General features: G+C 74.0%; 21 protein-coding genes and 1 pseudogene. 10 read left to right on the top strand and 12 right to left on the bottom strand.

The features are described 5' to 3' along the window. Nucleotides 1-12: 12 nt before the first annotated feature. Nucleotides 13-927, bottom strand: a complete 915-nt coding sequence (locus ACIQVD_RS33045; RefSeq protein WP_400693526.1) for a DNA-3-methyladenine glycosylase family protein — start codon at nt 925-927, stop codon at nt 13-15. 115 nt (nt 928-1,042) lie between these two features. Here ACIQVD_RS33045 and ACIQVD_RS33040 point away from each other — a divergent pair, with 115 nt between their 5' ends. Together ACIQVD_RS33040 and ACIQVD_RS33035 are read left to right on the top strand one after the other, a co-directional pair. Next, entirely contained in the window at nt 1,043-1,831 is a 789-nt protein-coding gene (locus tag ACIQVD_RS33040) for a TIGR03089 family protein (protein ID WP_400693528.1), read from the top strand. A gap of 181 nt (nt 1,832-2,012) precedes the next feature. Continuing rightward, nucleotides 2,013-3,737 carry an LCP family protein gene (locus ACIQVD_RS33035; RefSeq protein WP_402292595.1) on the top strand — a complete coding sequence of 575 codons (1,725 nt, stop codon included), beginning with the start codon at nt 2,013-2,015 and terminating at the stop codon, nt 3,735-3,737. A 175-nt stretch (nt 3,738-3,912) separates the two neighbouring features. On the opposite strand, the gene ACIQVD_RS33030 is transcribed toward ACIQVD_RS33035, so the two are convergent. Together ACIQVD_RS33030 and ACIQVD_RS33025 are read right to left on the bottom strand one after the other, a co-directional pair. After that, on the bottom strand, nt 3,913-4,518 hold the full coding sequence (locus ACIQVD_RS33030; RefSeq protein WP_400693534.1) for an acyltransferase: 606 nt from the start codon (nt 4,516-4,518) through the stop codon (nt 3,913-3,915). Between the two features lie 65 nt (nt 4,519-4,583). Continuing rightward, nucleotides 4,584-5,624: a glycosyltransferase family 2 protein gene (locus tag ACIQVD_RS33025; protein ID WP_400693536.1), complete on the bottom strand. Its 1,041-nt coding sequence runs from the start codon at nt 5,622-5,624 to the stop codon at nt 4,584-4,586. A gap of 104 nt (nt 5,625-5,728) precedes the next feature. Here ACIQVD_RS33025 and ACIQVD_RS33020 point away from each other — a divergent pair, with 104 nt between their 5' ends. After that, nucleotides 5,729-7,309 carry an LCP family protein gene (locus tag ACIQVD_RS33020; protein WP_402292594.1) on the top strand — a complete coding sequence of 527 codons (1,581 nt, stop codon included), beginning with the start codon at nt 5,729-5,731 and terminating at the stop codon, nt 7,307-7,309. A 78-nt stretch (nt 7,310-7,387) separates the two neighbouring features. Here ACIQVD_RS33020 and ACIQVD_RS33015 read toward each other — a convergent pair whose 3' ends face one another. From ACIQVD_RS33015 to ssuE, 3 genes are all read right to left on the bottom strand, one after another. Beyond that, the gene (locus ACIQVD_RS33015; RefSeq protein WP_400693542.1) at nt 7,388-9,946 is read right to left on the bottom strand and encodes an ABC transporter permease; all 2,559 of its coding nucleotides are present in this window, start codon (nt 9,944-9,946) and stop codon (nt 7,388-7,390) included. A gap of 16 nt (nt 9,947-9,962) precedes the next feature. Further along, nucleotides 9,963-10,748 carry an ABC transporter ATP-binding protein gene (locus ACIQVD_RS33010; protein WP_400693545.1) on the bottom strand — a complete coding sequence of 262 codons (786 nt, stop codon included), beginning with the start codon at nt 10,746-10,748 and terminating at the stop codon, nt 9,963-9,965. 288 nt (nt 10,749-11,036) lie between these two features. Further along, the gene (gene ssuE, locus ACIQVD_RS33005) at nt 11,037-11,591 is read right to left on the bottom strand and encodes an NADPH-dependent FMN reductase (RefSeq protein WP_100837995.1); all 555 of its coding nucleotides are present in this window, start codon (nt 11,589-11,591) and stop codon (nt 11,037-11,039) included. A gap of 344 nt (nt 11,592-11,935) precedes the next feature. On the opposite strand from ssuE, the gene ACIQVD_RS33000 reads away from it, so the two are divergent. Further along, nucleotides 11,936-13,300 carry an LCP family protein gene (locus ACIQVD_RS33000; RefSeq protein ID WP_402292593.1) on the top strand — a complete coding sequence of 455 codons (1,365 nt, stop codon included), beginning with the start codon at nt 11,936-11,938 and terminating at the stop codon, nt 13,298-13,300. Between the two features lie 120 nt (nt 13,301-13,420). After that, the gene (locus ACIQVD_RS32995; RefSeq protein ID WP_111557088.1) at nt 13,421-13,891 is read left to right on the top strand and encodes a serine O-acetyltransferase; all 471 of its coding nucleotides are present in this window, start codon (nt 13,421-13,423) and stop codon (nt 13,889-13,891) included. Nucleotides 13,892-13,924: 33 nt separating this feature from the next. Here the strand turns inward: ACIQVD_RS32995 and ACIQVD_RS32990 are convergent, their stop codons facing one another. Then, entirely contained in the window at nt 13,925-15,088 is a 1,164-nt protein-coding gene (locus ACIQVD_RS32990; RefSeq protein WP_400693552.1) for an acyl-CoA dehydrogenase family protein, read from the bottom strand. A gap of 97 nt (nt 15,089-15,185) precedes the next feature. Further along, entirely contained in the window at nt 15,186-16,361 is a 1,176-nt protein-coding gene (locus tag ACIQVD_RS32985) for an LCP family protein (protein ID WP_402292592.1), read from the bottom strand. A gap of 141 nt (nt 16,362-16,502) precedes the next feature. Between ACIQVD_RS32985 and ACIQVD_RS32980 the strand changes: the two genes are divergently transcribed. Next, the gene (locus ACIQVD_RS32980) at nt 16,503-17,846 is read left to right on the top strand and encodes a UDP-glucose dehydrogenase family protein (protein ID WP_400693557.1); all 1,344 of its coding nucleotides are present in this window, start codon (nt 16,503-16,505) and stop codon (nt 17,844-17,846) included. Nucleotides 17,847-17,910: 64 nt separating this feature from the next. Then, the gene (locus tag ACIQVD_RS32975; RefSeq protein WP_400693560.1) at nt 17,911-18,318 is read left to right on the top strand and encodes a CoA-binding protein; all 408 of its coding nucleotides are present in this window, start codon (nt 17,911-17,913) and stop codon (nt 18,316-18,318) included. A 7-nt stretch (nt 18,319-18,325) separates the two neighbouring features. Here the strand turns inward: ACIQVD_RS32975 and ACIQVD_RS32970 are convergent, their stop codons facing one another. Both ACIQVD_RS32970 and ACIQVD_RS32965 read right to left on the bottom strand, forming a co-directional pair. Then, complete coding sequence (locus ACIQVD_RS32970; protein ID WP_402292591.1) at nt 18,326-19,201, bottom strand: MerR family transcriptional regulator; 876 nt, start codon at nt 19,199-19,201, stop codon at nt 18,326-18,328. Continuing rightward, complete coding sequence (locus ACIQVD_RS32965; RefSeq protein ID WP_400693564.1) at nt 19,198-20,391, bottom strand: dipeptidase; 1,194 nt, start codon at nt 20,389-20,391, stop codon at nt 19,198-19,200. Before ACIQVD_RS32965 ends, ACIQVD_RS32970 begins: the two co-directional genes overlap by 4 nt. Before the next feature lie 248 nt (nt 20,392-20,639). Here ACIQVD_RS32965 and ACIQVD_RS32960 point away from each other — a divergent pair, with 248 nt between their 5' ends. Then, on the top strand, nt 20,640-21,470 hold the full coding sequence (locus ACIQVD_RS32960) for a Scr1 family TA system antitoxin-like transcriptional regulator (protein ID WP_402292590.1): 831 nt from the start codon (nt 20,640-20,642) through the stop codon (nt 21,468-21,470). Continuing rightward, on the top strand, nt 21,460-21,675 hold the full coding sequence (locus tag ACIQVD_RS32955; RefSeq protein ID WP_402292589.1) for a DUF397 domain-containing protein: 216 nt from the start codon (nt 21,460-21,462) through the stop codon (nt 21,673-21,675). Before ACIQVD_RS32960 ends, ACIQVD_RS32955 begins: the two co-directional genes overlap by 11 nt. Nucleotides 21,676-21,759: 84 nt before the next feature. Here ACIQVD_RS32955 and purE read toward each other — a convergent pair whose 3' ends face one another. Continuing rightward, nucleotides 21,760-22,287, bottom strand: coding sequence for a 5-(carboxyamino)imidazole ribonucleotide mutase (gene purE / locus ACIQVD_RS32950; RefSeq protein ID WP_400693572.1), 528 nt, complete (start codon nt 22,285-22,287; stop codon nt 21,760-21,762). A 90-nt stretch (nt 22,288-22,377) separates the two neighbouring features. Between purE and ACIQVD_RS32945 the strand changes: the two are divergent. Next, a pseudogene (locus ACIQVD_RS32945) lies at nt 22,378-23,598 on the top strand (RNA-guided endonuclease InsQ/TnpB family protein). Nucleotides 23,599-23,630: 32 nt separating this feature from the next. Here ACIQVD_RS32945 and ACIQVD_RS32940 read toward each other — a convergent pair. Further along, nucleotides 23,631-24,788 carry a 5-(carboxyamino)imidazole ribonucleotide synthase gene (locus ACIQVD_RS32940; RefSeq protein ID WP_100837983.1) on the bottom strand — a complete coding sequence of 386 codons (1,158 nt, stop codon included), beginning with the start codon at nt 24,786-24,788 and terminating at the stop codon, nt 23,631-23,633. Nucleotides 24,789-24,801: the final 13 nt, after the last annotated feature.

Raw genomic sequence — 24,801 nt, 5'->3', positions numbered from 1 at the left:
GGAGGAGCCGCCCTACCGTCCGCGGTGGTCGTTGGGGGCCAGCCGGGGGCCGTACTTCGGGGGGCGGGCGCCGGTGAGCGGGAGGATGCGGCACAGGCGGTGGCGGTGCGGGCGGTAGGGCTCCAGCAGGGCGAGCATCTGGGCGTCGTCGCTGCGGGGGCGGCCGGCCAGCGCCCAGCCGACGGTGTGCGGGAGGTGGAAGTCGCCGACCGAGACCGCGTCGGCGTCGCCGTTGCTGCGCTGGAGCGTCTCGGCGGCGGTCCACGGGCCGACGCCGGGGACGGCGGTGAGCCGGGCGAAGGCGTCCGCCGGGGGCATCGCCGCGGCCTGTTCGAGGCGGGCGGCGAGGCGGGCGGCGCGCAGCACGGTGGCCGAGCGCTTGGGGTCGACCCCGGCCCGGTGCCAGGCCCAGCTGGGGACGAGGGTCCAGTCGCGGGCCGAGGGGACGGTCCGCATGCCGAGGTCGGCGGCGGGGCCGGGGGCCGGGGTGCCGTGGTCGTGGAGCAGGGTGCGCCAGGCGCGGTAGGCCTCCACGGTGGTGACCTTCTGCTCCAGGATCGCCGGGACGAGGGACTCCATGACCAGGCCGGTGCGGGTCAACCGGAGCCCGGGGCAGGAGCGTTGGGCCTCGCGCAGCGGCCCGGGCGGGAGGGCGAGCCCGGCCGGGTCGTCGTCGGCCCCGAGCAGGGCGGGGAGCTGTTCGAGCAGCCAGCCGCCGCCGGGGCCCCAGCCGGTGGCGTCGACGCCGTCGGCGCGCTGGAGGACGCGCAGGGTGCCGGGCCCGTCCGGGGTGCGGGAGGCGCGCCAGACGGCGCCGTCGGGGGTGCGCCGGAAGGCCGGGTCGCCGGTGCCGCGCTGGAGCGGGAAGAGGGTCCGGCCGAGGTCGAGGGGGTAGCCGGGCCGCCACTGCCGGGTCTGGGCGGGCATCGGTACGTCCTCGGGGTCGGGTGCGGGGCAGGGGCGAGCGTAACGCGACGCGGCGGTCCGACGGGCCGGACACCCTCCCGTCCGGCGGGGGGCAGGACGTAGGCTGGGGTGCACCATGACTGCGCCTTTCGCTGCCGACGCCCGCACCCCCGCCGAGCTGCTGCAGGCCTTCCTGCGCCCGGGGTCCGCTGCCGACCCGTCCCGCCCGTTGGTGACCTTCTACGACGACTCGACCGGGGAACGGGTGGAGCTGTCGGCGAAGACCTTCGACAACTGGGTGGCGAAGACGGCCAACCTGTTGCAGGACGAGTTGAACGCCTCGCCGGACGACCGGGCGGCGCTGCTGCTGCCGGCGCACTGGCAGAGCGCGGTGTGGCTGCTGGCGTGCTGGTCGGTGGGCGTGGTGGCGGTGCCGCGGGGCGAGCCGAAGGACGCCGAGCTGGTGGTCTCCGGGCCGGACGGGCTGGCGGCGGCGCAGGAGTGCTCGGGCGAGCGGGTGGCGCTGGCGCTGCGCCCGCTGGGCGGGCGGTTCCCGCAGCGGCCGGACGGGTTCCTGGACTACGCGGCGGAGGTCCCCGGGCAGGGCGACCGGTTCGCCCCGTACTCGCCGGTGGACCCGCAGGCGGTGGCGCTGGAGACGGTGGTGGACGGGCTGCCGCTGAAACTGACCGGCGAGCAGGCCGTGGCCCTGGCCCGGGAGGGCGCGGCCCGGCTGGGCCTGGACAGCGGCAGCCGGGTGCTGTCCACGCTGTCGTTCGACGACTGGACGGGCCTGGAGGCGGGCCTGCTGGCGCCGCTGGCGGCGGGCGCGTCGGTCGTCCTGTGCCGCAACTCCGAGCAGTTGACGGAGGATCAGTGGCAGAGCCGGATCGACTCCGAACGGGTGACTCTGCGCCTCGGGTGAGGTCCCCGGCCCGCCGGGGCGGGTAGTCCTGGGGCGATGGCAGTGGAGTGCGGCGACGGCGCGCTCCGCCCGGCGGAACCGGCCGGACGGGGCGCGCCGCCGCCGTTTTCCACCCTTTCGCCGGGTGACGGGCATCACACCGCGGACGGTTCGGCGGCCGGGCTCGTCTAGGGTGTCCGGGATGAACAGCGGACACCGGAACCGGGGCGACTCGGCGGACTCGACCCCGCCCGGCGTCGACCCCGCCGACCAGTGGGTGCTCGACCCGGCGACCGGCGAGTTCCGGCTCGACCTGGACGCGGGCCGGCCGGCCGGCGCCGAACGCGGCGGCGCGGCCCGCCCGCCGGGCGCCCGCCGGAGCGCGGCGGCGGGGGGCGGCGCGGCAGCAAAGGGCAGCGCGGCGGCAAAGGGCGGCGCGACGGCCCGTGGCGCGACGGCGGTGCCCGGCGGGCGGGCGGCCCGGCGCAAGGGCCGCTCCTCGCGCGGGCGGCGGGTCCTGAAGTGGACCGCGGGCTCGCTGGGCCTGGTGCTGGTCGCGGGCTGCGGCGGCGCGTACTACGTCTACCAGCACTTCAACGACAACATCTCCTCGGTGAAGGTCCAGGTCGGCGAGGAGTCGGAGCGCCCGCAGGCGACCGACGCGCTGAACATCCTGGTGATCGGCACCGACAGCCGGGTCGGCCTCGGCCGGGAGTACGGCGACGAGGGCTCGGCCGGGCACGCGGACACCACGCTGCTGTTCCACATCTCCAAGGACCGCTCGAACGCGACGGTGCTGTCCATCCCGCGCGACCTGATGGTCTCCGTCCCGGACTGCAAGGCGGGCGACAAGAGCATCCCCGGCGAGGCCCGGGCGATGTTCAACACCAGCCTGGGCCAGGACGGCCGCGACCCCGGCTGCACCTGGAAGACCGTCGAGAAGCTGACCGGCGTCCGGATCAACCACTTCATGATGGTCAACTTCGAGGCGGTGAAGACGCTTTCGACCGCCGTCGGCGGCGTCGAGGTGTGCGCCTCGACCGACATCGACGACCCGTACTCGCACCTGAAGATGACCGCGGGCCGGCACGTGGTGCAGGGCGAGGAGGCGCTGGCCTTCGTCCGCACCCGGCACGCGGTGGGGCTGGGCGGCGACCTGACCCGCATCCCGCTGCAGCAGCAGTTCATCTCCTCGATGATCCGCAAGATGAAGAGCAGCGACACCCTGACCAACCCCGGCAAGCTGTGGGACCTGGCCGACGCCGCCACCAAGGCGCTGACCGTCGACGACGGGATCGGCAGCGTCAACAAGCTGAAGGACCTGGCGCTCGACATCTCCCGGGTCGACACCAAGAACATCACCTTCACCACGGTGCCGGTGCTCGACGACCCGACGGACAGCAACCGGCTGGTCCTCAAGCCGAACGACGCCCAGCAGCTGTTCGGCATGATCGCCGCCGACCGCTCGCTGACCGACGTCCCGCAGCAGAGCGCCGCCCCCGAGCCCACCGCCCCGGCCTCCTCCGCCCCCGCCGCGCCCCGGGTCGACGCGGCGGGCGTCAAGGTCACCGTCCGCAACGGCAGCGGCACCGCCGGCCAGGCGAGCAAGGCCGCCAGCGCGCTCCAGGCCGGGGGCTTCGAGCTGGCCGTCGCGGGCAGCAACGCGGACGCGGCGGCGAGCAGCGCGGTCACCTACCCGGCCGGGCAGGAGGACGAGGCCCGGGCGGTGGCCGCGGCCCTCGGGCTGCCCGCGACGGCGGTGCAGGCCGGCAGCAGGCTCGGCGCGAAGGACGGCGTCGTCGTGGTGCTCGGCAAGGACTTCACCGGCGCGGGCAGCACGGCGTCGGCGGCGCCGACCGAGGCGCCCAAGGACATCCAGCGGGTGCAGGCGGACGACACCAACGTCTGCGCCGCGAAGGCGAAGTGACGCGAGGTCGGGGAGAGCGGCGGGCCCGGGGTCGCCGCGGGTGCCGGGGCGTTCCGCTGCTGCGGGTTCCCGTTCGCACCGGCCCTCGGCGGCCCGGGCTCTCCGGTGGCGTCCGGCGCGCGGCGGCACCGACCCGCCGTTCCCCGGGCCCCTGGCGGAGCCGGGTGGCGGGGCGCTACGCGTCCGGGGCGAGGGTGTCGGGGGCGGTCTCGGTGTAGGTCTCGCCGGTGCGCGGGCAGCGCCAGCGGCCGGGGGCGGTGGGGGTGAGCGGTTCGCCGGCCCGGCCGACCCATTTGATCCGGCGGGCGGGGACGCCGGCCACCAGGGCGAAGTCGGGGACGTCGCGGTGGACCACGGCTCCGGCGGCGACCAGGGCCCAGCGGCCGACGGTGACGCCGGCGACCAGGACGGCGCGTCCGCCGACCGAGCAGCCCTCGCGGAGGGTGACGCCGCGGGCGTGCCAGTCGTCGCCGCGCTTGAGCCGGCCGTCGGGGTCGACGGAGCGCGGGTAGAGGTCGTTGGTGAGGACGGCGGCGGGGCCGACGAAGACGCCGTCCTCCAGCACCGCGGGCTCGTACACCAGGGCGTGGTTCTGCAGTTTGACCCGGTCCCCGAGCTTCACGCCGGGGCCGACGTACGCGCCGCGGCCGATGATGCACTCGGCGCCGATCTCGGCGTCCTCGCGGACCTGGGCGAGGTGCCAGACGGTGCTGCCGGGGCCGATCACGGCGCGCGGGTCGACGTCGGCGGTGGCCTCGATCCGGGGGGCGCTGCTCGTCATGGCGCGACCCTAGCGCGGGCGGACGGCCCCCGTCCGGTGTTCCGGGGACCGTCCGGCGCCGGGCGTCACGGGCCCGGGGCGGTGACCGGGTCGATCGGGGCGGGCGGGGTGGAGGCGATCACCCGGCGGGCCAGTTTGCGCGGGGAGGTGAGGAAGCCGAAGCCCCAGCTCATGTGCATGGTGGCGAGGGCGAACGGGTGGAGCAGGCGGGCCTTGAGCGGCATCCGGGGGCCGCGCAGGCAGCCGTAGGCGATCACCGCGAGGTAGCCGACCGGGAGGGCCAGGAACGCCGGGTGCAGCGCGATGCCGAGCAGCAGGCCGGCCAGCACGCCGAGCAGGGCGGCCGGCGGGGCCAGGTAGCGCAGGTTGACCGAGCCGCGGTGGTAGCGGGTGACCACCCGGCGCCAGCGGCCGTAGTCCCGGTACTGCTTGGCCAGGGCGCGCATGGTCGGCCGGGGCCGGTAGGTGACCCGGAGCTGGGGGGTGAACCAGACCAGGCCGCCGGACTGCCGGATGCGGTAGTTGAGCTCCCAGTCCTGGGCGCGGACGAACTCCTCGTTGTAGCCGCCCTGCCGCTCCAGCACCGAGCGGCGGAACACCCCGAGGTAGACGGTGTCGGCCGGGCCGGCCAGGCCGCCGGTGTGGAAGGCCGCGTTGCCGACGCCGATCCTGGAGGTCATCGCGGCGGCGACGGCGTGCTCCCAGTCGGTCTCGCCCTCGGCGTGCATGACGCCGCCGACGTTGGCGGCGTCCATCTCGTCGAGCAGCCGGACGGCGGTGGCGATGTAACCCGGCGTCAGCAGGCCGTGGCCGTCCACCCGGACGACCACCGGGTGGCGGCTGGCCCGGATCGCCGCGTTCAGGCCCGCCGGGGTGCGGCCGGTGGGGTTGGGGACGGTGCGCACCCGCGGGTCGGCCGCGGCGAGTTCGGCGGCGATCTCGTCGGTCCGGTCCCCGGACGGGCCCAGCGCGATCACCACCTCCAGCTCACCGCCGTACTCCTGTTCCAGGATGCGGCGGACGGCGGTGCGCAGGTGACGTTCCTCGTTGAGCACCGGCATGATCACGGAGACCGCCGGCAGCTCCTCAGCAGCCTTGGTGTTCATCGTGCCCGAGCGTACCGGCGCGGCCCCGTGCCTGTCAGACGGGGTCCTCCCCCGTCCGGCGCGCCGTCCGGGCGCACCCGTCCGACCCGCCTAGCATGCGGAAGATGCCCCACCAGCGCCCGCCCGTCCGCCTGCCCGCACCGACCGGGGAGCGGCGGTCCGGGCGCCGGAGACGGGGGCGCTGGGCGGCGGGCGCCCTCTCCTTCGCGGTGCTGGCCACCTCGTGCGGCGGGTGGGCGGTGCTGAACGGCGTCGGCTCCTCGCTGGACCGGGTGGACGCGATCGGCGGCGGCCCGGGCCGGCCCTCGGACGACGGCGCCGCGACCTTCCTGGTGGTGGGCACCGACGAGCGCGCGGGCATCCCGGAGGCCACCCTCAAGGACGTGCTGCACGCGGGCGGCGAGTCCTGCCACTGCACCGACACCATGATGGTGGTGCAGCTGTCCGCGGACGGCGGCCGGGCCACCGTGGTCTCCGTCCCGCGCGACTCCTACGTGGACATCCCGGCGCACCAGGACCCCGCCACCGGCCGGCAGGTGGCCGCCTCCAAGGGCAAGATCAACGCGGCGTACGGGATGGGCGGGGCGCCGCTGGCGGTGCGCACCGTCGAGCAGAACACCGGGCTGCGGATCGACCACTACGTCGAGGTGAACTTCCTCGCCTTCGTCTCCACCGTGGACGCCCTGGGCGGCGTCGAGGTGTGCACCGCCAAGCCGCTGCGGGACGACTACTCGGGGCTGGACCTGCCGGCCGGCACCACCCGGCTGGACGGCGCGGGGGCGCTGCGCTACGTCCGGGCCCGGCACGTGGACGGCTCCGCCGACCTGGGGCGGATGCGCCGCCAGCAGGAGTTCCTGGCGCAGTTGCTGCACCGGGCCGCCGGGGGCGCCCTGCTCGACCCGGCGAAGCTCTCCGGGGTGCTGGACACCGTGCTGCGCTCGGTGAAGGTCGACAAGGGCTTGGGCAACGCCGAACTGCTGGACTTCGCGGGCCGGTTGAAGGACCTGTCGGCCTCGAACGCGGACTTCGCCACGGTGCCGCTGTCCGAGGTGGACCACCAGGTGCCGGGCTGGGGCTCCACCGTGCTGTGGGACGAGAAGGGCGCGGCGGCGCTGTTCGAGGCGGTCCGGGCCGGGCGGCCGCTGACCGGGGCCGCCGCCTCCGCCGCCCCGGCCGCCGCGCCCGCCGCCGTCCCGCCGCCGGTGACGGCGGCGGGTGCCCCGCCGGTTGCCGGAACGATTCCGCCGGAGCAGGTCCGGGTGCAGGTGCTCAACGGGACGGGCGTCCAGGGCCTGGGCTCCCGGGTGGACGCCGAGCTGCGCAGGGCGGGCTTCGCCACCACCGGCACGCCGTCCAACGCCCCCGGCGGCGGGTCGGCCGCCACCCGGACGGTGATCCGCTACGACCCGCGCTGGGACGAGTCGGTGAAGACCCTGGCCGCCGCGCTGCCCGACGCCGAACTCGTCCCCGTCCCGAACCTGGGGCCGACCTTCCAGGTGGTCGCGGGCAGCGCGTACCGCGCCCCGGCGGACCCGGCCGCCACCGGGGCCTCCGCTGCCGCCTCCGCCCCGGCCGCCTCGGCCGTCCCGGTCGCCGAGCAGCCCGGCCCCACGGCGGCAGCGACGCCGACGGCCGCGGCGGTGGCCGGGGCGGCGAACGGCAGCGCGATCAGCTGCCCGTCCTGAGCCGGCCGACCGGCCGGAGCGCGCCGCCGCCCGCCCCCGGGGAGCCGGGGGCGGGCGGCGGCGGCGGCGGGCCGGGGGTCAGTCCGAGGCGATGGCGGCCAGCACGTTCATCCGGGCGGCGCGGAAGGCCGGGACGAGGGCGGCGACCAGGCCGATGACCACCGAGCCGACCAGGACGAAGGCCACGGTGCCGACCGGGACCGTCAGGGTGGTCAGGCCCTGGTCGGCCAGGACGGAGCGGGCGGTGACGCCCCAGGAGAGGCCGAGCGCGGTGCCGAGGACGGCGCCGAACAGGGCGATGACCACGGATTCGAGCCGGACCACCCGGCGCAGTTGGCGGCGGGAGAGGCCGATGGCGCGCAGCAGGCCGATCTCCCGGGTGCGCTCGATCACCGACAGGGCCAGGGTGTTGACCACGCCGAGCACGGCGACCACGATCGTCAGGCCGAGCAGGCCGTAGACCATGTACAGCAGTTGGTCGACCTGGGACCTGATCATGTCCTTGTAGCCGGCCTGGTCCTTGACCGTCAGCTGCGGGTAGGACTCCAGCGACTTCTGCAGGCCGGCGAGCACCGCGCCCTTGTCGGCCCCGGCCGCGGCCCCGGCGAACACCGCGGAGTCCGCGGGCAGTCGGCCGTCCAGCGCGGCGGAGACGGTGGGGATGCCGGTGAAGAAGTTCCCGTCGAAGAGCTGGTTGCCGGTCTTCAGGACGGCGGCGACCGGGAGGGCTCGGGTGCGGCCCTCGCCGTAGTCGACGGTGATCGTGTCGCCCGCACTCAGGTGGTGCGCGTCGGCGAACTTCTGGTCGACCGAGAGGCCGCCGGTGAAGACGCCCTCGGCGCTGCCGGAGGCGAGCGGCATCCGGAAGTCCCGGGTGAAGCTCGGGTCGGCGGCGATCAGGACCGTCTCGGTGCGGGTGCCGTCGGGGGTGGTGAGGTCCGCCGGGACGGCCTTCTGCCGGGTGACGTGGTCGATGCCCGCGGTGTGGCCGACCGCGTCGACCATGGCCGGGGTGAGGCCGGAGCGGCCGCCGTCCACGATGTAGTCGGCGCCGACGGACCTGTCGATCTGGGCGGTGGCCGAGCTGACCATGGAGGAGGTGACCACGGAGGCGCCGATCACCACGGCCAGGCCGATCATCAGGGCGGCGGCGGTGGAGCCGGTGCGCCGCGGGTTGCGCATCACGTTCCGCTGGGCGAGGCGGCCGGCCGGGCCGAACAGGGCGGGCAGCGCGCCGCCGAGCAGCCGGAGCAGGCCGGAGACCAGCAGCGGGCCGAGCACCACGGCGCCGATCAGGGTGGCGAGCACGCCCAGGCCGATCAGCAGCCCGCCGGTGGCGCCGGCGGCGGAGGCGGCGGCCACCAGGGCGGCGGCGCCGAGCAGCGTGACCAGGGCGCCGACGGCGATCCGGACCCGGGCGGCCCGGGGCTCGGCCGGGGCGGCGTGGTCGAGCAGCGCGGCCATCGGGGTGATCCGGGAGGCGCGGCGGGCCGGGACGAACGCCGCGAACAGCGTCACCAGCACGCCGACCGCGTAGGACACGGCGGGCACCGTCCAGGTGACCTCCAGCGCGCCGGCGTCCAGGTTCATCCCGGCGGCCTTCATCAGCTGGATCAGGCCGAGCGCCAGGCCGAGGCCGGCGCCGATGCCGAGGGTGGAGCCGAGCACGCCGAGGATCAGGCCCTCGGTCAGCACCGAGCGGTTGACCTGGGAGCGGCTGCCGCCGATGGCGCGCAGCAGGCCGATCTCCCGGGTCCGCTGGGTGACCAGCATGGAGAAGGTGTTGACGATCAGGAAGCCGCCGACGCCGGCCGCCAGGACGGCGAAGCCGAGCATCGCGTACTTCATGAAGTCGAGGAAGGAGCCGACGTCCGCCGCGTTCTCCGCCCGCTGCTCGGCGGCGGTCCTGGCCTGGAAGCCGCTGCCGAGGTCGGCCAGTGCGGCGGTCTTCAGCTGGTCGTCGCTGCGGCTGCCGTCGCCGAACACCTCGACGGAGGTGTACGCCTCGGTGCCGAGCAGGACCTGCTGGGCGGTGGGCGTGTCCAGGAAGGCGAGGGCGGCGCCGGGGTTGGTGGTGCGGAAGGTGGCGATGCCGGAGATGGTGAAGTCGTGGTCGCCGCGGTCGGAGACGATCCGCAGCCGGGAGCCGAGGCCGAGGCCGGACTTCCGGGCGGTGTCGGCGTCCAGCACGATCTGGTCGGGGCCCTGCGGGACGTGGCCCGAGGTGACGTCGACCGAGTTGCGCGGGGTGTCCGTCCAGTTGCCGGTGAGGGTGGGGGCGCCGGTGGTCGGGCCGACGACCTTGTGGGTGGCCGGGTCGACCAGGGTGGCGGTGGAGGTCATGACCTGGCCGAGGGCGGCCTTGACGCCGGGCTCGGCGGCGATCTTCGCCCGGGTCTCGACCGGGACGGTGGGGATCGCGGCGGGGCCGCCGCGCTCGGCCATCCTGTCCTCCGCCCGGGAGACCGAGAGGTCGGAGGCGGTGGAGGCGAACAGCCGGTCGAAGGTGCCGGTGGCGGTGTGGTAGAAGACCAGGGTGCCGGCCACGAAGGCGACCGAGAGCACCACGGCGAGCAGGGAGAGCACCAGGCGCCACTTGTGGGCGAAGAAGCTCCGCAGCGAGGTCTTGAGCAGCATGTCGTCCGGCCCCGGCTCAGCTCGTCCGCTTGCCGTCGAAACGGCGCATGCGGGTCAGGACGGTGTCGGCGGTGGGGTTGTGCATCTCGTCGACGATCCGGCCGTCGGCGAGGAACAGCACCCGGTCCGCGTGGCCGGCGGCGACCGGGTCGTGCGTCACCATCACGATGGTCTGGCCGAGTTCGTCGACCGAGCGGCGCAGGAAGCCGAGCACCTCGGCGCCGGAGCGGGAGTCCAGGTTGCCCGTGGGCTCGTCGCCGAAGATGATCTCGGGGCGGGCGGCCAGCGCGCGGGCCACCGCGACGCGCTGCTGCTGGCCGCCGGAGAGCTGGCCGGGGCGGTGCTTGAGCCGGCCGGACAGGCCGACGGTGTCGATCACCTGCTCCAGCCAGGCCCGGTCGGGCTTGCGGCCCGCGATGTCCATCGGCAGCGTGATGTTCTCCACCGCGTTCAGCGTGGGGAGCAGGTTGAACGCCTGGAAGACGAAGCCGATCTTGTCCCGGCGGAGCTTGGTCAGCTGCTTGTCCTTCAGCCCGGTGATCTCGGTGTCGCCGATCCAGATCCGCCCCTCGGAGACGGTGTCCAGCCCGGCCAGGCAGTGCATCAGCGTGGACTTGCCGGACCCCGAGGGGCCCATGATCGCGGTGAAGCGAGCGCGCTGGATGTCCACGTCGACCGCGTCCAGTGCCGTCACCCGGGTCTCCCCCGCGCCGTACGCCTTGGTGACCTGCCGGGCCTGGGCGGCCGTGGCGGCCTGCTCCGGCAGGTGTGAGAGATGAGCGGCGTTCGCTGCCGTGGTCACTGAATGCTCCTCGTTCTGGGGTCCACCCGTCGTCCCCCAGCCTTCCGGTCGCCGCACCGGTCGCGGAATCCAGCAGGCATCCGTCTTCGGGGTGGGGCCAGCCCTACCTCCGGAGGTGGGGCTGGGGGGTGGGTCCACGCTAGGAGCCGGGGGCGGGGCCGGTCGTCCTCCACCGGGCTGAGCCGCGTCCCGGGAAAGCGTCCGGGGCCCGGGCCCTCTCCCCTAAGGGTCGCCGCGGTGCGGTCTGAGGGTCCGGGCCCCGGGCGGGGGACGTGGGTTGACGGGGAGTCAGCCGGCGGCGGCGAACTCCACCCGGGGGGCGAGCGCGGCGGAGAAGGCGTCCACCACCGGGGTCAGCAGCGTCTCGGTCTCGCGCTCCAGCTCGGTGCCGCCGTCCTCGCGCACCCCGATGTGCCGGTCCAGCACGAACCAGCCCTGGGTGATGTGCCCGGCGCCCATCGAGTTCAGCACCGGCCGCAGCGCGTAGTCCACCGCCAGCACGTGCGCGGTGGAGCCGCCGGTGGCCAGCGGCAGCACCGTCTTGCCGCGCAGCGCGTACTGCGGCAGCAGGTCGAGCAGGGCCTTCAGCAGGCCCGAGTAGGCGGCCTTGTAGACCGGGGTGCCGACCACCACGCCGTCGGCCTGCTCGAACAGCTCGACGGCCCGGGCTATCGCCGGGTCCGAGGTGTCCGCGGCGAGCAGCGCGGCGGCGGGCAGCGAGCGGACGTCCAGGGCGCGCACCCGGTGGCCGTGCGAGGTGAGCCGGCGGTCGACGTGGCGCAGCAGCCGGGTGGTGCGGGAGGTCGCAGACGGGGAACCGGAGACGGACAGGATCACGGCCATGGAGTCACCTCGGGGCGTACGGCCGCGGGCAGGGCGCGGCCGGAGAAGGGGGGGAAGAGGGGCGGCGGGGGCGCGGGTCGCCTGGGGTGAGTGCGCGCGGCGGGAGCGTCAGCCGCGACACAGCGAGCAGGACACCCGGCCGTGGTCGACGTGCCGCCGACGGGTGAGGACCTGAAGCTGCTCCATGCCGTCATGCAAACACGCCCGGTTTCGGCGGGTCAAGGCCGTGCCCGCCTGGTGAACACTGCCCGGAACGGTCCGCGCCCTGCATCAAAACGGCCACAACGGGGCCCGCGGGGGCTCCTCGACCACTGCGCGGCCCCCGGTTCGGGCATCCTTCCCCCATGAACACGTGGCAGGAGCGCCCGGGGGGCGGCGCACACGGGCAGGGCGACGCGGCGCGGGGCCGGAGCGGACCGGCGGCCGAGCCGCCGCTGCCGCCGGAGCTGAATCCGCGCGGCGCGGGCGTCCCGCTCTCCCGCCCCGCCCAGCAGGACCGTCCGAGCACCGGCCGCCCGCCGGGCCCGGGCCGGTACCCCGCCGAGGGGCGGCAGCCGCACGGCGGGCAGCAGCCCTACGGCGGGCAGCCCCCGCACGGCGGTGACCAGCCCCCGTACGGGCAGCAGCCGCCCGGGCAGCAGCCGCCCGGCCCCGGCACGAACCGGCCCGGCGGGAACCGGCCCGGCGGGGCCGCGCCCGCGCCCGGGGCCCGGCCGCGCCGCTCGCGCAAGAAGGTCGTCGGCTACTCGGTGCTGGGCCTGGTCCTCGCCCTGCTGGTCACCATGATCGGCACCTACTTCTGGGCGGACGGCAAGCTGCACCACGAGAACGTGCTGGCCGACTACCCGGGCCGGCCGGCGGCCGGCAAGGGCACCAACTGGCTGATCGTCGGCTCGGACAGCCGGGCCGGCCTGACCGACGCCGACGAGCAGGACCTGCACACCGGCTCCGCCGAGGGCAAGCGCAGCGACTCGATGATGATCCTGCACATCGGGGACAACGGGAACACCCTGATGTCGATCCCGCGCGACTCCTGGGTGCAGATCCCGGCCCACCAGGACACCTCCGGCAGCGGCAAGACCGTCCCGGCCGCCACCCGCAAGATCAACGCGGCCTTCGCGGCGGGCGGCGGGCGGCTGCTGGTGCAGACCGTCGAGACCAGCATGGACCTGCGGATCGACCACTACGCGGAGATCGGCTTCGCCGGGTTCGTCGGCCTGGTGGACGCCGTCGGCGGCGTGGAGATGACCATCGACCAGCCGGTCAAGGACAAGGACTCCGGCCTCGACCTCCAGGCCGGCACCCAGACCCTGAACGGCAAGCAGGCCCTGGCCTTCGTCCGGCAGCGCCACCAGATGGCCGACCAGGACCTCGGCCGGATGCGCAACCAGCAGAAGTTCCTCGGCGCCCTCGCCAAGCAGGCCGCCTCGCCGACCACCCTGCTCAACCCGTTCACCTTCTACCCGCTGGTCTCGGCCGGGCTGGACACCGTGATCGTGGACGACGACGCCGGGCTGAGCGACCTCGGCTCGATGTTCCTCGCCATGAAGGGCGTCACCGGCGGCGAGGGCAGGACCATCACCGTCCCGATCGGCAACGCCGACTACCACACCCCCACCGGCGAGTCCGCGGTGAAGTGGGACGCGGCGAAGTCCAAGGCGGTCTTCGACGCGATGAGGAACGACACCCCCGTCCCCGACACCAAGTGACCGCCCGCTGAGCGGGAGCGCCCCGGGGCGGCGTCCGGAATTCGCACGGCGAATCCGAACTGCCGTCGCGGGGCGCGTCGTTGGCGGCGCACCGGGGCGGTCGGCGGGACAATGTCCGCCATGTCGCTGGTGACCTCCCTCATCTACCGCCGCCGCAGCCGGCTGGTCGGCCGCCTGGTCCAGGAGGCCCTGGCCCTCTACGGGGTGGAGGTCCCGGCCGCCGCCGAGATCGGCCCCGGCCTGGTGGTCTTCCACCGCGGCTTCGGCACCGTCCTGCACCCGTACACCACCCTGGGCGCGAACGTCACGCTCTACAACGGCGTCACCATCGGCCGGGCCGACCCGTGGGTCCCGCAGGAGCTCTCCGCGATGCGGCGGGTGGTGCTGGAGGACGGCGTGGTGGTCTGCGCCGGCGCGAAGATCGTCTGCAAGAGCGGCACCCTGACCGTCGGGGCCGACACCGTCGTCGGCGCCAACGCCGTCCTCACCCGATCGACCGGGCCCGGGGAGATCTGGGCCGGCGCCCCCGCCCGGAAGGTCGGCGAGCGGCAGCGGGTGCACGAGCAGGCCGGCGCGGACCCGCGGTCCTGAGGCCGCGGGTCCGCGCCGGGTGGAACCCTGCCGCTAGGGGAGGTTGCGGGCCATCACGATGCGCTGGACCTGGTTGGTGCCCTCGTAGATCTGGGTGATCTTCGCGTCCCGCATCATCCGCTCCACCGGGTAGTCCCGGGTGTACCCGTAACCCCCCAGCAACTGCACCGCGTCCACCGTGATCTCCATCGCCGCGTCCGACGCGTAACACTTGGCCGCCGCCCCGAAGAACGTCAGGTCCCCGTCCGAGCGCTGCGACTTCGCCGCCGCCGCGTACGTGAGCTGCCGGGCCGCCTCCAGCTTCATCGCCATGTCCGCCAGCATGAACTGCACGCCCTGGAAGTCGCCGATCGGCTTGCCGAACTGCCGCCGCTCCTTCACGTAGCCCTTGGCGTAGTCCAGCGCGCCCTGCGCGATGCCCAGCGCCTGCGCCGCGATGGTCACCCGGGTGTGGTCCAGCGTGCGCATCGCGGTGGCGAAGCCCGTGCCCTCCGCGCCGATCATCCGCTCCGCCGGGACGCGCACGTCGTCGAAGTACACCTCGCGGGTCGGCGAGCCCTTGATGCCCAGCTTCCTCTCGGGCGCACCGAACGACACCCCCGCGTCGCCCTTCTCCACCACGAACGCCGAGATGCCCTTGGAGCGCTTCTCGGGGTCGGTCACGGCCATCACCGTGTAGAACTCGGAGACGCCCGCGTTGGTGATCCAGCGCTTGACGCCGTTGAGCACCCAGAAGTCCCCGTCCCGCACCGCCCGCGTCCGCATCCCCGCCGCGTCCGAACCCGCCTCCGGCTCCGACAGGCAGTACGAGAACATGCCCTCCCCACGGGCCAGCGCCCCCAGGTACTTCGCCTTCAACTCCTCCGAACCCGACAACTGCACCGGCAGCGAGCCCAGCTTGTTCACCGCCGGGATCAACGACGACGACGCGCACACCCGCGCCACCTCCTCGATCACCAGCACCGTCGCCAGCGCGTCCGCCCCCGCACCCCCGTACTCCTCCGGCACGTGCACCGCGTGCAGGTCCGCCGCCCGCAACGCGTCCAACGCCTCCTGCGGGAAACGCCCCTCCTCGTCCACCGCCGCCGCGAACGGAGCGATCTTCGCCTCCGCCAGCGCACGCACCGACTCCCGGAGCATCTCGTGCTCCTCGCCGAGCCGGTAGAGGTCGAAGTCCGCCCCGGAGTTGCCCGCCATGTTGCTCGCCCCTCGCGTTAATTACCGTTAAGTAGTGCTCATCCTAGGGTCGCCGCCGCCCGGGCGGCAGGTGACCGGGGCAACAGGGGCGGGCGGGTCAGCTGACGTCCTCGCCGAGGGTGTCGGCGCTGGTGCGGTGCTGGGCGAGGTAGTCGTCCATCCGGTCGGTGCGCATGGCGTTCCACAGCACGCCCGCGGCGCCGTCGTCCATCAGGACCACCGCCTGGCCGTCGATGGTGTCGAAGCCGCCGAAGGGGGCGTTCATGAAGTGGACGCCGTCGGGGCGGACGTCGCGCAGGCTCCAGGCCAGGTCGTAGAGGTCGGTGTTGCTGAGGCGGTCGTCGACGCTGGCGACGTCGCCGATGGTGCCGAGCAGGCCGGTGAGCTTGGCCGGGCTGGAGAGGGTGCCGGAGTCCATGGTCCGGAGCATCAGGGCGCGCAGGAAGTTCTGCTGGCGCTTGGTGCGGTCGAGGTCTCCGTTGGGCAGGCCGTGGCGCTCGCGGACGTAGAGCAGCGCCTCGGCGCCGTCCATGTGGTGGGTGCCGGCCAGCCACTCGCGGGCGTCGCCCTTGGCCTCGATGGTGCGCGGGACGGTGATGTCGACGCCGCCGACCGCGTCGGTGAGGGCCCGGAAGCCGTTCCAGTCGATCACCGCGAGGTGGTCGATCTTGATCTTGGTGAGGTCCTGGACGGTCTGGACCGTCAGCGCCGGGCCGCCCCAGGAGTAGGCGGCGTTGATCTTCGCCTTGCCGTGGCCGGGGACGGGCACCCAGGTGTCGCGCGGGATGGAGACCAGCGAGACGGACTTCCGGTCCGCCGAGATGTGCATCAGCATCATGGTGTCGCTGCGCTGGGCCCCCGCCTGCCAGGCCGGGGCCTTGGCGTCCCTGCCGGTGGTCGGCTGGTCGGAGCGGGCGTCCAGGCCGACCAGCAGGAAGGTCTGGCCGGTGTGCGGGACGGCCGGGGGCTGCTCGGCGGCCGGTACGGTCGGGAAGGCGTCCGGGATGCGCCGCACCGAGGAGGCGTAGTGGTCGGCCGCCCACAGCAGCCCGCCGAACGCCCCGCCCGCCAGCACCAGCAGCACCGCCAGCGTCCACACCAGCAGCCGCCGCCCCCGCCGCCGACGGCGCGGTCCGTCCGCCGCGGCGCCGGACTCCCCGCCGTCGTGGTTCCCGTCACCGTCGTCGCCGCCGCCCCCGTGCTCGTCGCGGCCGAAGATGCTCAGCGGACCGGGGTCCTCGTCCGGCCCGCCGCCCCGCCCCTTGGAAGTCATGGCGGCATTGTGAACCTTCCGTACAGACCTTCGAGCGAAAACCGCGAAACCGGGGCATCCGCGGCGCCCGGCGGTGCGGCTACCATCAGTGGCTGCGGCCGTCGCTCACCCCTGGTACGGCCCGGATCGAAGGGAACGCGCGTGGCTCCCCGCATCACGGTGATCGGCACCGGCTACCTGGGCGCGACGCATGCCGCGTGCATGGCGGAGCTCGGGTTCGAGGTCCTGGGGCTGGACGTGGACCGGGACAAGCTCACGGCGCTGGCCGCGGGCCGGGTGCCGATGTACGAGCCGGGGCTGTCCGAGCTGCTGCTGAAGCACGTGGCGGGCCACGAGGGCTCCAGCGGCCGGCTGCGGTTCACCGACTCCTGGGAGGAGGTCGCGGCCTTCGGCGACGTGCACTTCCTCTGCGTGAACACCCCGCAGCGCAAGGGCGAGTTCGCGGCCGACATGAGCTACGTGGACTCCGCGCTGGAGTCGCTGGCCCCGCTGCTGGAGCGGCCGGTGCTGGTGGTCGGCAAGTCGACCGTGCCGGTGGGCTCGGCGAACCGGCTGGCGGACCGGCTGGCCGAGCTGGCCCCGGTCGGGGCGGGGGCCGAGCTGGCCTGGAACCCGGAGTTCCTGCGCGAGGGCTTCGCGGTCGGCGACACCCTGCACCCGGACCGGCTGGTGGTCGGCGTGCGCAGCGAGCACGCCGAGCGGGTGCTGCGCGAGGTGTACGCGGGGCCGATCTCGGACGGGGTGCCGTTCGTGGTGACCGACTTCCCGACCGCCGAGCTGGTGAAGGCCGCCGCGAACTCCTTCCTGGCCACCAAGATCTCGTTCATCAACGCGATGGCGGAGGTCTGCGAGAGCGCCGGCGCCGACGTGGTGCAGCTCTCCAAGGCGCTCTCGTACGACGACCGGATCGGCCGGAAGTTCCTGAACGCGGGCCTGGGCTTCGGCGGCGGCTGCCTGCCCAAGGACATCCGGGCGTTCATGGCGCGGGCCGGGGAGCTGGGCGCGGACCAGGCGCTGACCTTCCTGCGCGAGGTCGACTCGATCAACATGCGGCGCCGCTCCCGGATGGTGGAGCTGGCCCGCGAGCAGTGCGGCGGCGGCTTCCTGGGCCGCCGGGTCGCGGTGCTGGGCGCGGCGTTCAAGCCGAACTCGGACGACATCCGGGACTCGCCCGCGCTGAACGTGGCCGGGCAGATCCAGCTCCAGGGCGCCCAGGTCACGGTCTACGACCCGAAGGCGATGGACAACGCCCGCAAGATGTTCCCCGGCCTGTCCTACGCGGCCACCCCGCTGGAGGCCGCCGAGGGCGCGCACGTGGTGCTGCACCTGACGGAGTGGCAGGAGTTCCGCGAGCTGGACCCGGCGGAGGTCGGCGCGGTGGTCGCCGAGCGCCACCTGGTGGACGGCCGCAACGTGCTGGACGGCGAGGCCTGGCGGGCCGCCGGCTGGACGTACCGGGCGATGGGCCGCCCGCCCGTGGAGTAGCCCCCGGGCGCACCCGGACGGCCGGGCCCGGAATGCCCGGGCCCGGCCGTCCGTTCTCAGCGGCATGAGCTACGGAGACGACGCCACCGTCCGGAAGATCCTCACCTCCTCCGGCGACACCTGGGCCGTGGTCGGCCTGTCGAACAACACCGCGCGCGCCGCGTACGGCGTGGCCCGGGTGCTCCAGCGGGCCGGGAAGCGGATCGTGCCGGTGCACCCGAAGGCCGAGACGGTGCTCGGCGAGCCGGGCTACGCCTCGCTCGCCGAGGTCCCCTTCCCGGTGGACGTGGTGGACGTGTTCGTGAACTCCGCGCTGGCCGGTCCGGTCGCCGACCAGGCGGTGGCGGCGGGCGCGAAGGCCGTCTGGTTCCAGCTCGGCGTCGTCGACGAGGACGCCTTCGCCCGCACCCGCGCGGCCGGGCTGGACATGGTGATGGACCGCTGCCCGGCGATCGAGCTGCCGAGGCTCTGACGCCGGCTCAGCCCCCGATCGGGAAGGCGATGTCGCAGACCTGGTCGGACGGCGCGGCGGCGGCCCAGTCGGCGAAGTAGACCTCCCGGCCCGCGCCGGTGCGCGGGCTGCCGTTCCGTTCCGTCCAGGCGCAGACCGCGTCGTAGGCGCTGAGGATCTGCGGGTACTCGACCTGCGCCTTGGTGATCCTGGTGTACGCCTCCCGGTGCGCGGGTTCGACGCGGTGCGCGGCGGTCAGGCCCGCGGCGCGGGCCGGGTCGACCGGGACGCAGACCTCGACCGGGCCGTCGTTGTCCTCGTCGACCTGCCCGTGGTAGATCACGAACGGGGCGGCCGCGACGCCGCCGTGGGCCGCCGCGACGGCCGCCAGCCGGGCGGTGGCCTCCGGGATGAAGCAGTCCAGCTCCTCCGGCTTGGCGCGGCGCTGCTCGGTGAGCAACAGCTGCTCGGGCACGTCCCGCTGTTCGATCCGGTACATCTCGTCGATCCCTTCGAGTCCGCTCAGTTGGACGCGGAGGTGGTCGGCCAGCGTCCGCTGCGAGGCGGTCCGCCGTTCGACGGCGGCCCAGTACGCGGCGACCCGCTCCGCCGCCGCGGGGCCCGGCAGGGCGAGCACCTCGGCGACGGCGGCCAGCGGCATGTCCAGGCCGCGCAGCCGGACGATCAGCCGCGCGGTGGCCAGCCGCTCCGGCCGGTAGTAGCGGTAGCCGCTGTCCGGGTCGATCCGGTCCGGCGGCAGCAGCCCCTGCCGGTCGTACAGCCGCAGCGCCTTCGGCGACAGCAGGCCGCGTCGGGCGAACTCACCGGTGGTGAGCAGCCGTTCCTCCTCCGCACCGGCCACGTTCGGGCCTGCCCCAGGGGCGAGGTCAAGTCCGTCGCTCATGCGCCGTCCAGCTGCTCCCGGGTGGCGATCGAGGGGCGGCGCTCGGCCCGCAGCCGGCTGGCGGCCGTCTCGGCGCCGCGCAGCGCCCGGACGGCGTTGTGCCAGGTCAGTTTGGCGAGGTCGGCCTCGGACCAGCCGCGGCGCAGCAGTTCGGCGACCAGCACCGGGTAGCCGGAGACGTCCTCCAGGCCGGACGGGGTGAACGCGGTGCCGTCGTAGTCGCCGCCGAGGCCGACGTGGTCGATGCCGGCCACCTCCCGCAGGTGGTCGAGGTGGTCGGCGACGGTCGCGGCGGTGGCGGTCGGGCGGGGGTGCTCGGCCTCGTAGGCGCGCTGCACGGCCATCGCCTCGGGGGTGGTCTCCAGCGGGTGCAGTCCCTTGGCGCGCATGTTGGCGTCGGCGGCGAGCGTCCACTCGATGGCGGCGGGCAGCACGAACTTGGGCACGAAGGTGGCCATCACGACGCCGCCGTTGGCGGCCAGCGCGGTCAGCACGTCGTCCGGGACGTTGCGCGGGTGGTCGCAGACGGCGCGGGCGGAGGAGTGCGAGAAGACCACCGGGGCCTCGGAGACCCGCAGCGCGTCGCGCATGGTGTCGGCCGAGACGTGCGAGAGGTCGACCAGCATGCCGAGCCGGTTCATCTCCCGGACCACCTCCTCGCCGAACGCGGTGAGCCCGCCGTGCGCGGGCTCGTCGGTGGCGGAGTCGGCCCAGGGCACGTTGGAGTTGTGGGTGAGGGTCAGGTAGCGCACGCCCAGCTCGTACAGCGCGCGCAGGGTGGCCAGCGAGGAGTTGATGGAGTGGCCGCCCTCGGCGCCCATCAGCGAGGCGATCCGGCCCTCGGCGCGGGCGGTCTCCAGGTCGTCGGCGGTCAGCGCGAGCCGCAGGTGCCCGGGGTGGCGCTCGGTCATCGCCCGGACGAAGTCGATCTGCTCCAGCGTCGCGCTGACCGCGCTGTCGCCCGCCAGTTCGGCGGGCACGTACACCGACCAGAACTGCGCGCCGACCCCGCCCGCCCGCAGGCGGCCGAAGTCGGTGTGCAGCCGGTGGCTCTGGTCGGCCGTCAGGTCGACGGCGTCGAGGTCGTACCCGGCCTGGGCGCGCATCGCCCACGGCAGGTCGTTGTGGCCGTCCACCACCGGCGTGGTGCGCAGGACGGCCCGGGCGCGGTCGAGCAGTTCGGGGGTCATGCCCCCGTTCTACCGCCGAGCCGGGGGAAAGGTCATCCCCGGCGCGTCGACCGGTCGGGGCGCCGGGGCCCGCGGGGTCCGACCCTCGCTCAGCGGGGTTTCCCACCAAGGGAATTGCCACGTTCCGTACTCGTCGCGTCACGCTTCGCCGCTAAGCTGAACGGCGCAGACGCCCGGTGGACGGGACGCCGGACGGCGGGTTCCCGGGGGCCGTGGCGTGCGGATCGCCCAACAGGGAGGGGAAGGCCATGAGCTTCCCGGAGCGAGAAGTCGACCCGTCTCGGAGTGCGCGGCACTTCTACGGGGCCGAGATCCGACGGCGGCGCGCGGAACTCGGCTGGTCCCTCGTCAAGCTCGCCGAGGGGGTGCACTTCTCCGTCAGCACGCTGTCCCGGGTCGAGAACGGGGACGTCAGGGTGCCCCGGGGGCTGTCGGAGATGCTGGACCAGGTCTTCCGGACCGACGGCCTCTTCGTCCGGCTGCTCCCGCTGGCGCTGCGGGAGGACCACCCGGCGAAGTACCAGGAGTTCCTGGCGATCGCGGACCAGGCACTCGTCCACGAGTCCTACAGCCCCAATATGCCGGGCCTGCTCCAGACCGAGGCGTTCGCCCGGCACGCGCTGCGCGCGGGCCTCCCCTACGCGCCGGAGGAGGAGGTGGAGGAGCGGGTCCGGGCCCGGATGGGCCGACAGCTCCGGCTACGCGGCTCGGGGTGCCGGTACTGGTTCATCCTGGACGAGTACGCGTTCCACCGGGCCTACGGCGGCCCTGCGGTGATGGCCGAGCAGCTGCGGGCGATCCTCGACGCGGCCACGCTGCCCAACGTGGTCGTGCAGGTGCTCCCGTTCAAGTCCGGCGGGCACTCCGAGACTTCCTCGATGACGCTGCTCACGCTGCCGGGCGGCGACCGGCTCGCGTACGAGGAGAGCAGCCGGACCGGGACGATCTACGAGACGACGGCGGACATCGCGGAGCGGCAGTGGCTCTACGATCTACTACGGGCTCAGGCACTGCCCCCGCAGGACTCCGAGCTCACGATCAGATCGATGCTGGAAGGACTGGCTTCTGATGCACCCTGACCTGAACGCCCCCGCCGAGGAGCGCCGTTGGCGCAAGAGCAGCTACAGCAACAACGACGGCGGTGAGTGCATCGAGGTGGACGACGCCCACCCCGGCCACGTCCGCGACTCCAAGGACCCCGACGGCCCGGTCCTGCACTTCCCCGCCACCGTCTGGCACACCTTCGTCACCGCGGTCGCCAGCGGCGGGTTCGGCACCGGCTGAGCGGCCCGGCCCCCTCCCTCGGGAGGGGGCCGGGAGGGGCCACCCGGCCCGCTCGCCCACGTGCTTACTTACGTGCCTACGCGCCTACTTGCCGAAGCCGAAGGAGTCGTTGCCCGCCACCTTGGCGCGCAGCTTGCGGCCCTTCTCGGTGGCCTGGTTGTTCAGCTCGGCCTGGAACTCGACCATTTTCTCGGCGAGTTCGGGGTCGAACGCGGCCAGCATCCGGACCGCGAGCAGGCCCGCGTTGCGCGCGCCCGCCACCGAGACGGTCGCCACCGGCACCCCGGCCGGCATCTGGACGATCGACAGCAGGCTGTCCATCCCGTCCAGGTAGCGCAGCGGCACCGGGACGCCGATCACCGGCAGCGGCGTCACCGAGGCCAGCATCCCCGGCAGGTGCGCGGCCCCGCCCGCCCCGGCGATGATCGCCTTCAGCCCGCGCCCGTGCGCCCGCTCGCCGTAGGCGACCATCTCGCGCGGCATCCGGTGCGCGGAGACCACGTCGACCTCGTACGGGATCTCGAACTCGTCCAGCGCCTGCGCGGCGGCCTCCATCACGGGCCAGTCGGAGTCGGAGCCCATCACGATGCCGACAAGGGGGGACTTGGTCATGGCGGTCCTTTCGTGGGTGCCCCGGCTTCGGCCCGGGGCGACGTGCGGTACGACGTGGTGTCAGTGGGGGGTTCTAACGTGTCAGCCGTGGTGACGGTGCACGTGAAGCGGGCGTTCAAGTACCGCTGCTATCCGAACGGGGAGCAGGCGGCGGAGTTGTCGCGGACGTTCGGTTGCGTGCGGCTGGTGTGGAACAGGGCGTTGGCGGCCCGCGTGGAGGCGTGGGAGCGGCGGCAGGAGCGGGTGGGGTACGGAGCGACGTCGGCGATGCTGACGGGTTGGAAGCGGACAGAGGAGCTGGCGTTCCTCAACGAGGTGTCGTGCGTGCCCCTGCAGCAGGCACTGCGTCACCTGCAGGCGGCGTTCACGAACTTCCTCACCCGACGGGCCGGGCACCCGCGGTTCAAGGCGAGGAAGAGGTCGCGGGACGCCGCCGAGTACACCCGTTCGGCGTTCCGCTACCGGGAGGGGTGATTGACACTGGCGAAGATGGCCGAGCCGCTGGACATCCGCTGGTCGCGACCGCTGCCCGAGGGGGCGGTTCCGTCCACGGTGACCGTTTCGCGTGATGCTGCAGGGCGCTGGTTCGTCTCGGTGCTGTGCGAGGACCCGACGGTTCGACACCTGCCCGTCCTCGACCGTGCTGTGGGTGTGGACCTGGGCGTCAGCGATCTGGTCGCGCTCTCCACCGGGGAGAAGGTCCGCAACCCCGGGCACGAGCGGCGCGAGCGCACACGCCTGGTCCGGGCACAACGGGAGCTGTCGCGGAAAGCCGCGGGTTCGGCGAACCGGGAGAAGGCCCGACGTAAGGTCGCCCGTGTTCATGCCCGGATCGCCGACCGGCGCCGGGACTTCCTGCACAAGCTGACCACTCGGCTCGTCCGTGAGAACCAAACGGTCGTGGTCGAGGGACTGTCGGTCCGCGATCTGCTCGGAAATCGCAGGCTCTCCCGGTCGATCGCCGACGCGGGCTGGGCCGAACTGCGGGCGATGCTCGCCTACAAGTGCGTCTGGTACGGCCGCGAACTGGTCACCGTCGACCGGTGGTTCCCCAGCTCGAAGCTCTGCTCGTCCTGTGGCGCCCGCCGCACCTGCCTGCCGCTGCACGTGCGCACGTGGGAGTGCGCCTGCGGCGCCGTCCACGACCGGGACGTCAACGCGGCACGCAACATCCTGGCCGCCGGACTGGCGGTTGCAGCCTGTGGAGACGGCGTAGGACCTCAACGGAGCACTCCGGGCGGGCAGTCGTCGGTGAAGCAGGAAGTCGTCCCACCGCCGCGCTCACGCGCGACGGCTCGGCCGCGAGGCTGAGGGGAACCCCCTCCGGCAGGAGGGGAGGGAAGTCACTCGGTGATCGTTCCTCGCAGGTAGGCGGCCGCGTGGCGGGCGCGCTCGCGGACGTCTTCGAGGTCGTCCCCGAAGACGTTGACGTGGCCGACCTTGCGGCCGGGCTTCACGTCCTTTCCGTACATGTGGATCTTGAGGCCGGGGTCGCGGGCCATGCAGTGCAGGAACGCCCGGTACATGTCGGGGTAGTCGCCGCCGAGGACGTTGACCATGACGGTCCACCTGGCGCGGGGGCGCGGGTCGCCGAGCGGGAGGTCGAGGACGGCCCGCAGGTGGTTCTCGAACTGGGAGGTGACGGCGCCGTCCTGGGACCAGTGGCCGGAGTTGTGCGGGCGCATGGCGAGTTCGTTGACCAGGATGCGGCCGTCGCGGGTCTGGAACAGCTCGACGGCGAGGTGGCCGGTGATGTCGAGCTCGCCGGCGATCCGCAGGGCGAGCTGCTGGGCCTCGTCGGAGAGGGCCGGGTCGAGGTCGGGCGCGGGGGCGGTGACCTCGGCGCAGATGCCGTTCTCCTGGACGGACTCGACCACCGGGTAGGCGACGGCCTGGCCGCTGGGCGAGCGCACCACGTTGGCGGCGAGTTCGCGCAGGAAGTCGACCTTCTCCTCGGCCAGCACGGGGACGCCGGCCAGGAAGGGGGCGGCGGCCTCGGTCTCGTCGGCGACGACCCAGACGCCCTTGCCGTCGTAGCCGCCGCGGACGGTCTTCAGCACGACGGGGTAGCCCTCGCCCTCTTCCGCGAAGGCGGTGACGTCGGCCGGGTCGGCGACCAGCCGGTGCCGGGGGCAGGGGACGCCGATGGAGTCGAGCCTGGCCCGCATGACGCCCTTGTCCTGGGCGTTGACCAGCGCGTCCGGGCCGGGGCGGACGGCGACGCCCTCGGCCTGGAGGGTGCGCAGGTGCTCGGTGGGCACGTGCTCGTGGTCGAAGGTGATCACGTCGCAGTCGGCGGCGAAGGCCCGCAGCGTGTCGAGGTCGCGGTAGTCGCCGAGCACGGTGGTGCCGACCACCTGCGCGGCCGACTCCTGGGGGGTGTCGGCGAGGAGTTTGAAGCGGATGCCCAGCGGGATGCCCGCCTGGTGCATCATGCGGGCGAGCTGCCCGCCGCCGATGACTCCGACCACTGGAAAGTTCGCATTGCCCGCTACAGTCACGCGCTCCAGGATA

This window comes from Kitasatospora sp. NPDC090308 (assembly GCF_044769485.1).
In the GTDB taxonomy this organism is placed as follows: Bacteria; Actinomycetota; Actinomycetes; order Streptomycetales; family Streptomycetaceae; genus Kitasatospora; species Kitasatospora fiedleri.
Note: the sequence above shows the minus strand (reverse complement) of the source record. Positions and strands in the feature narration are given on the sequence as shown.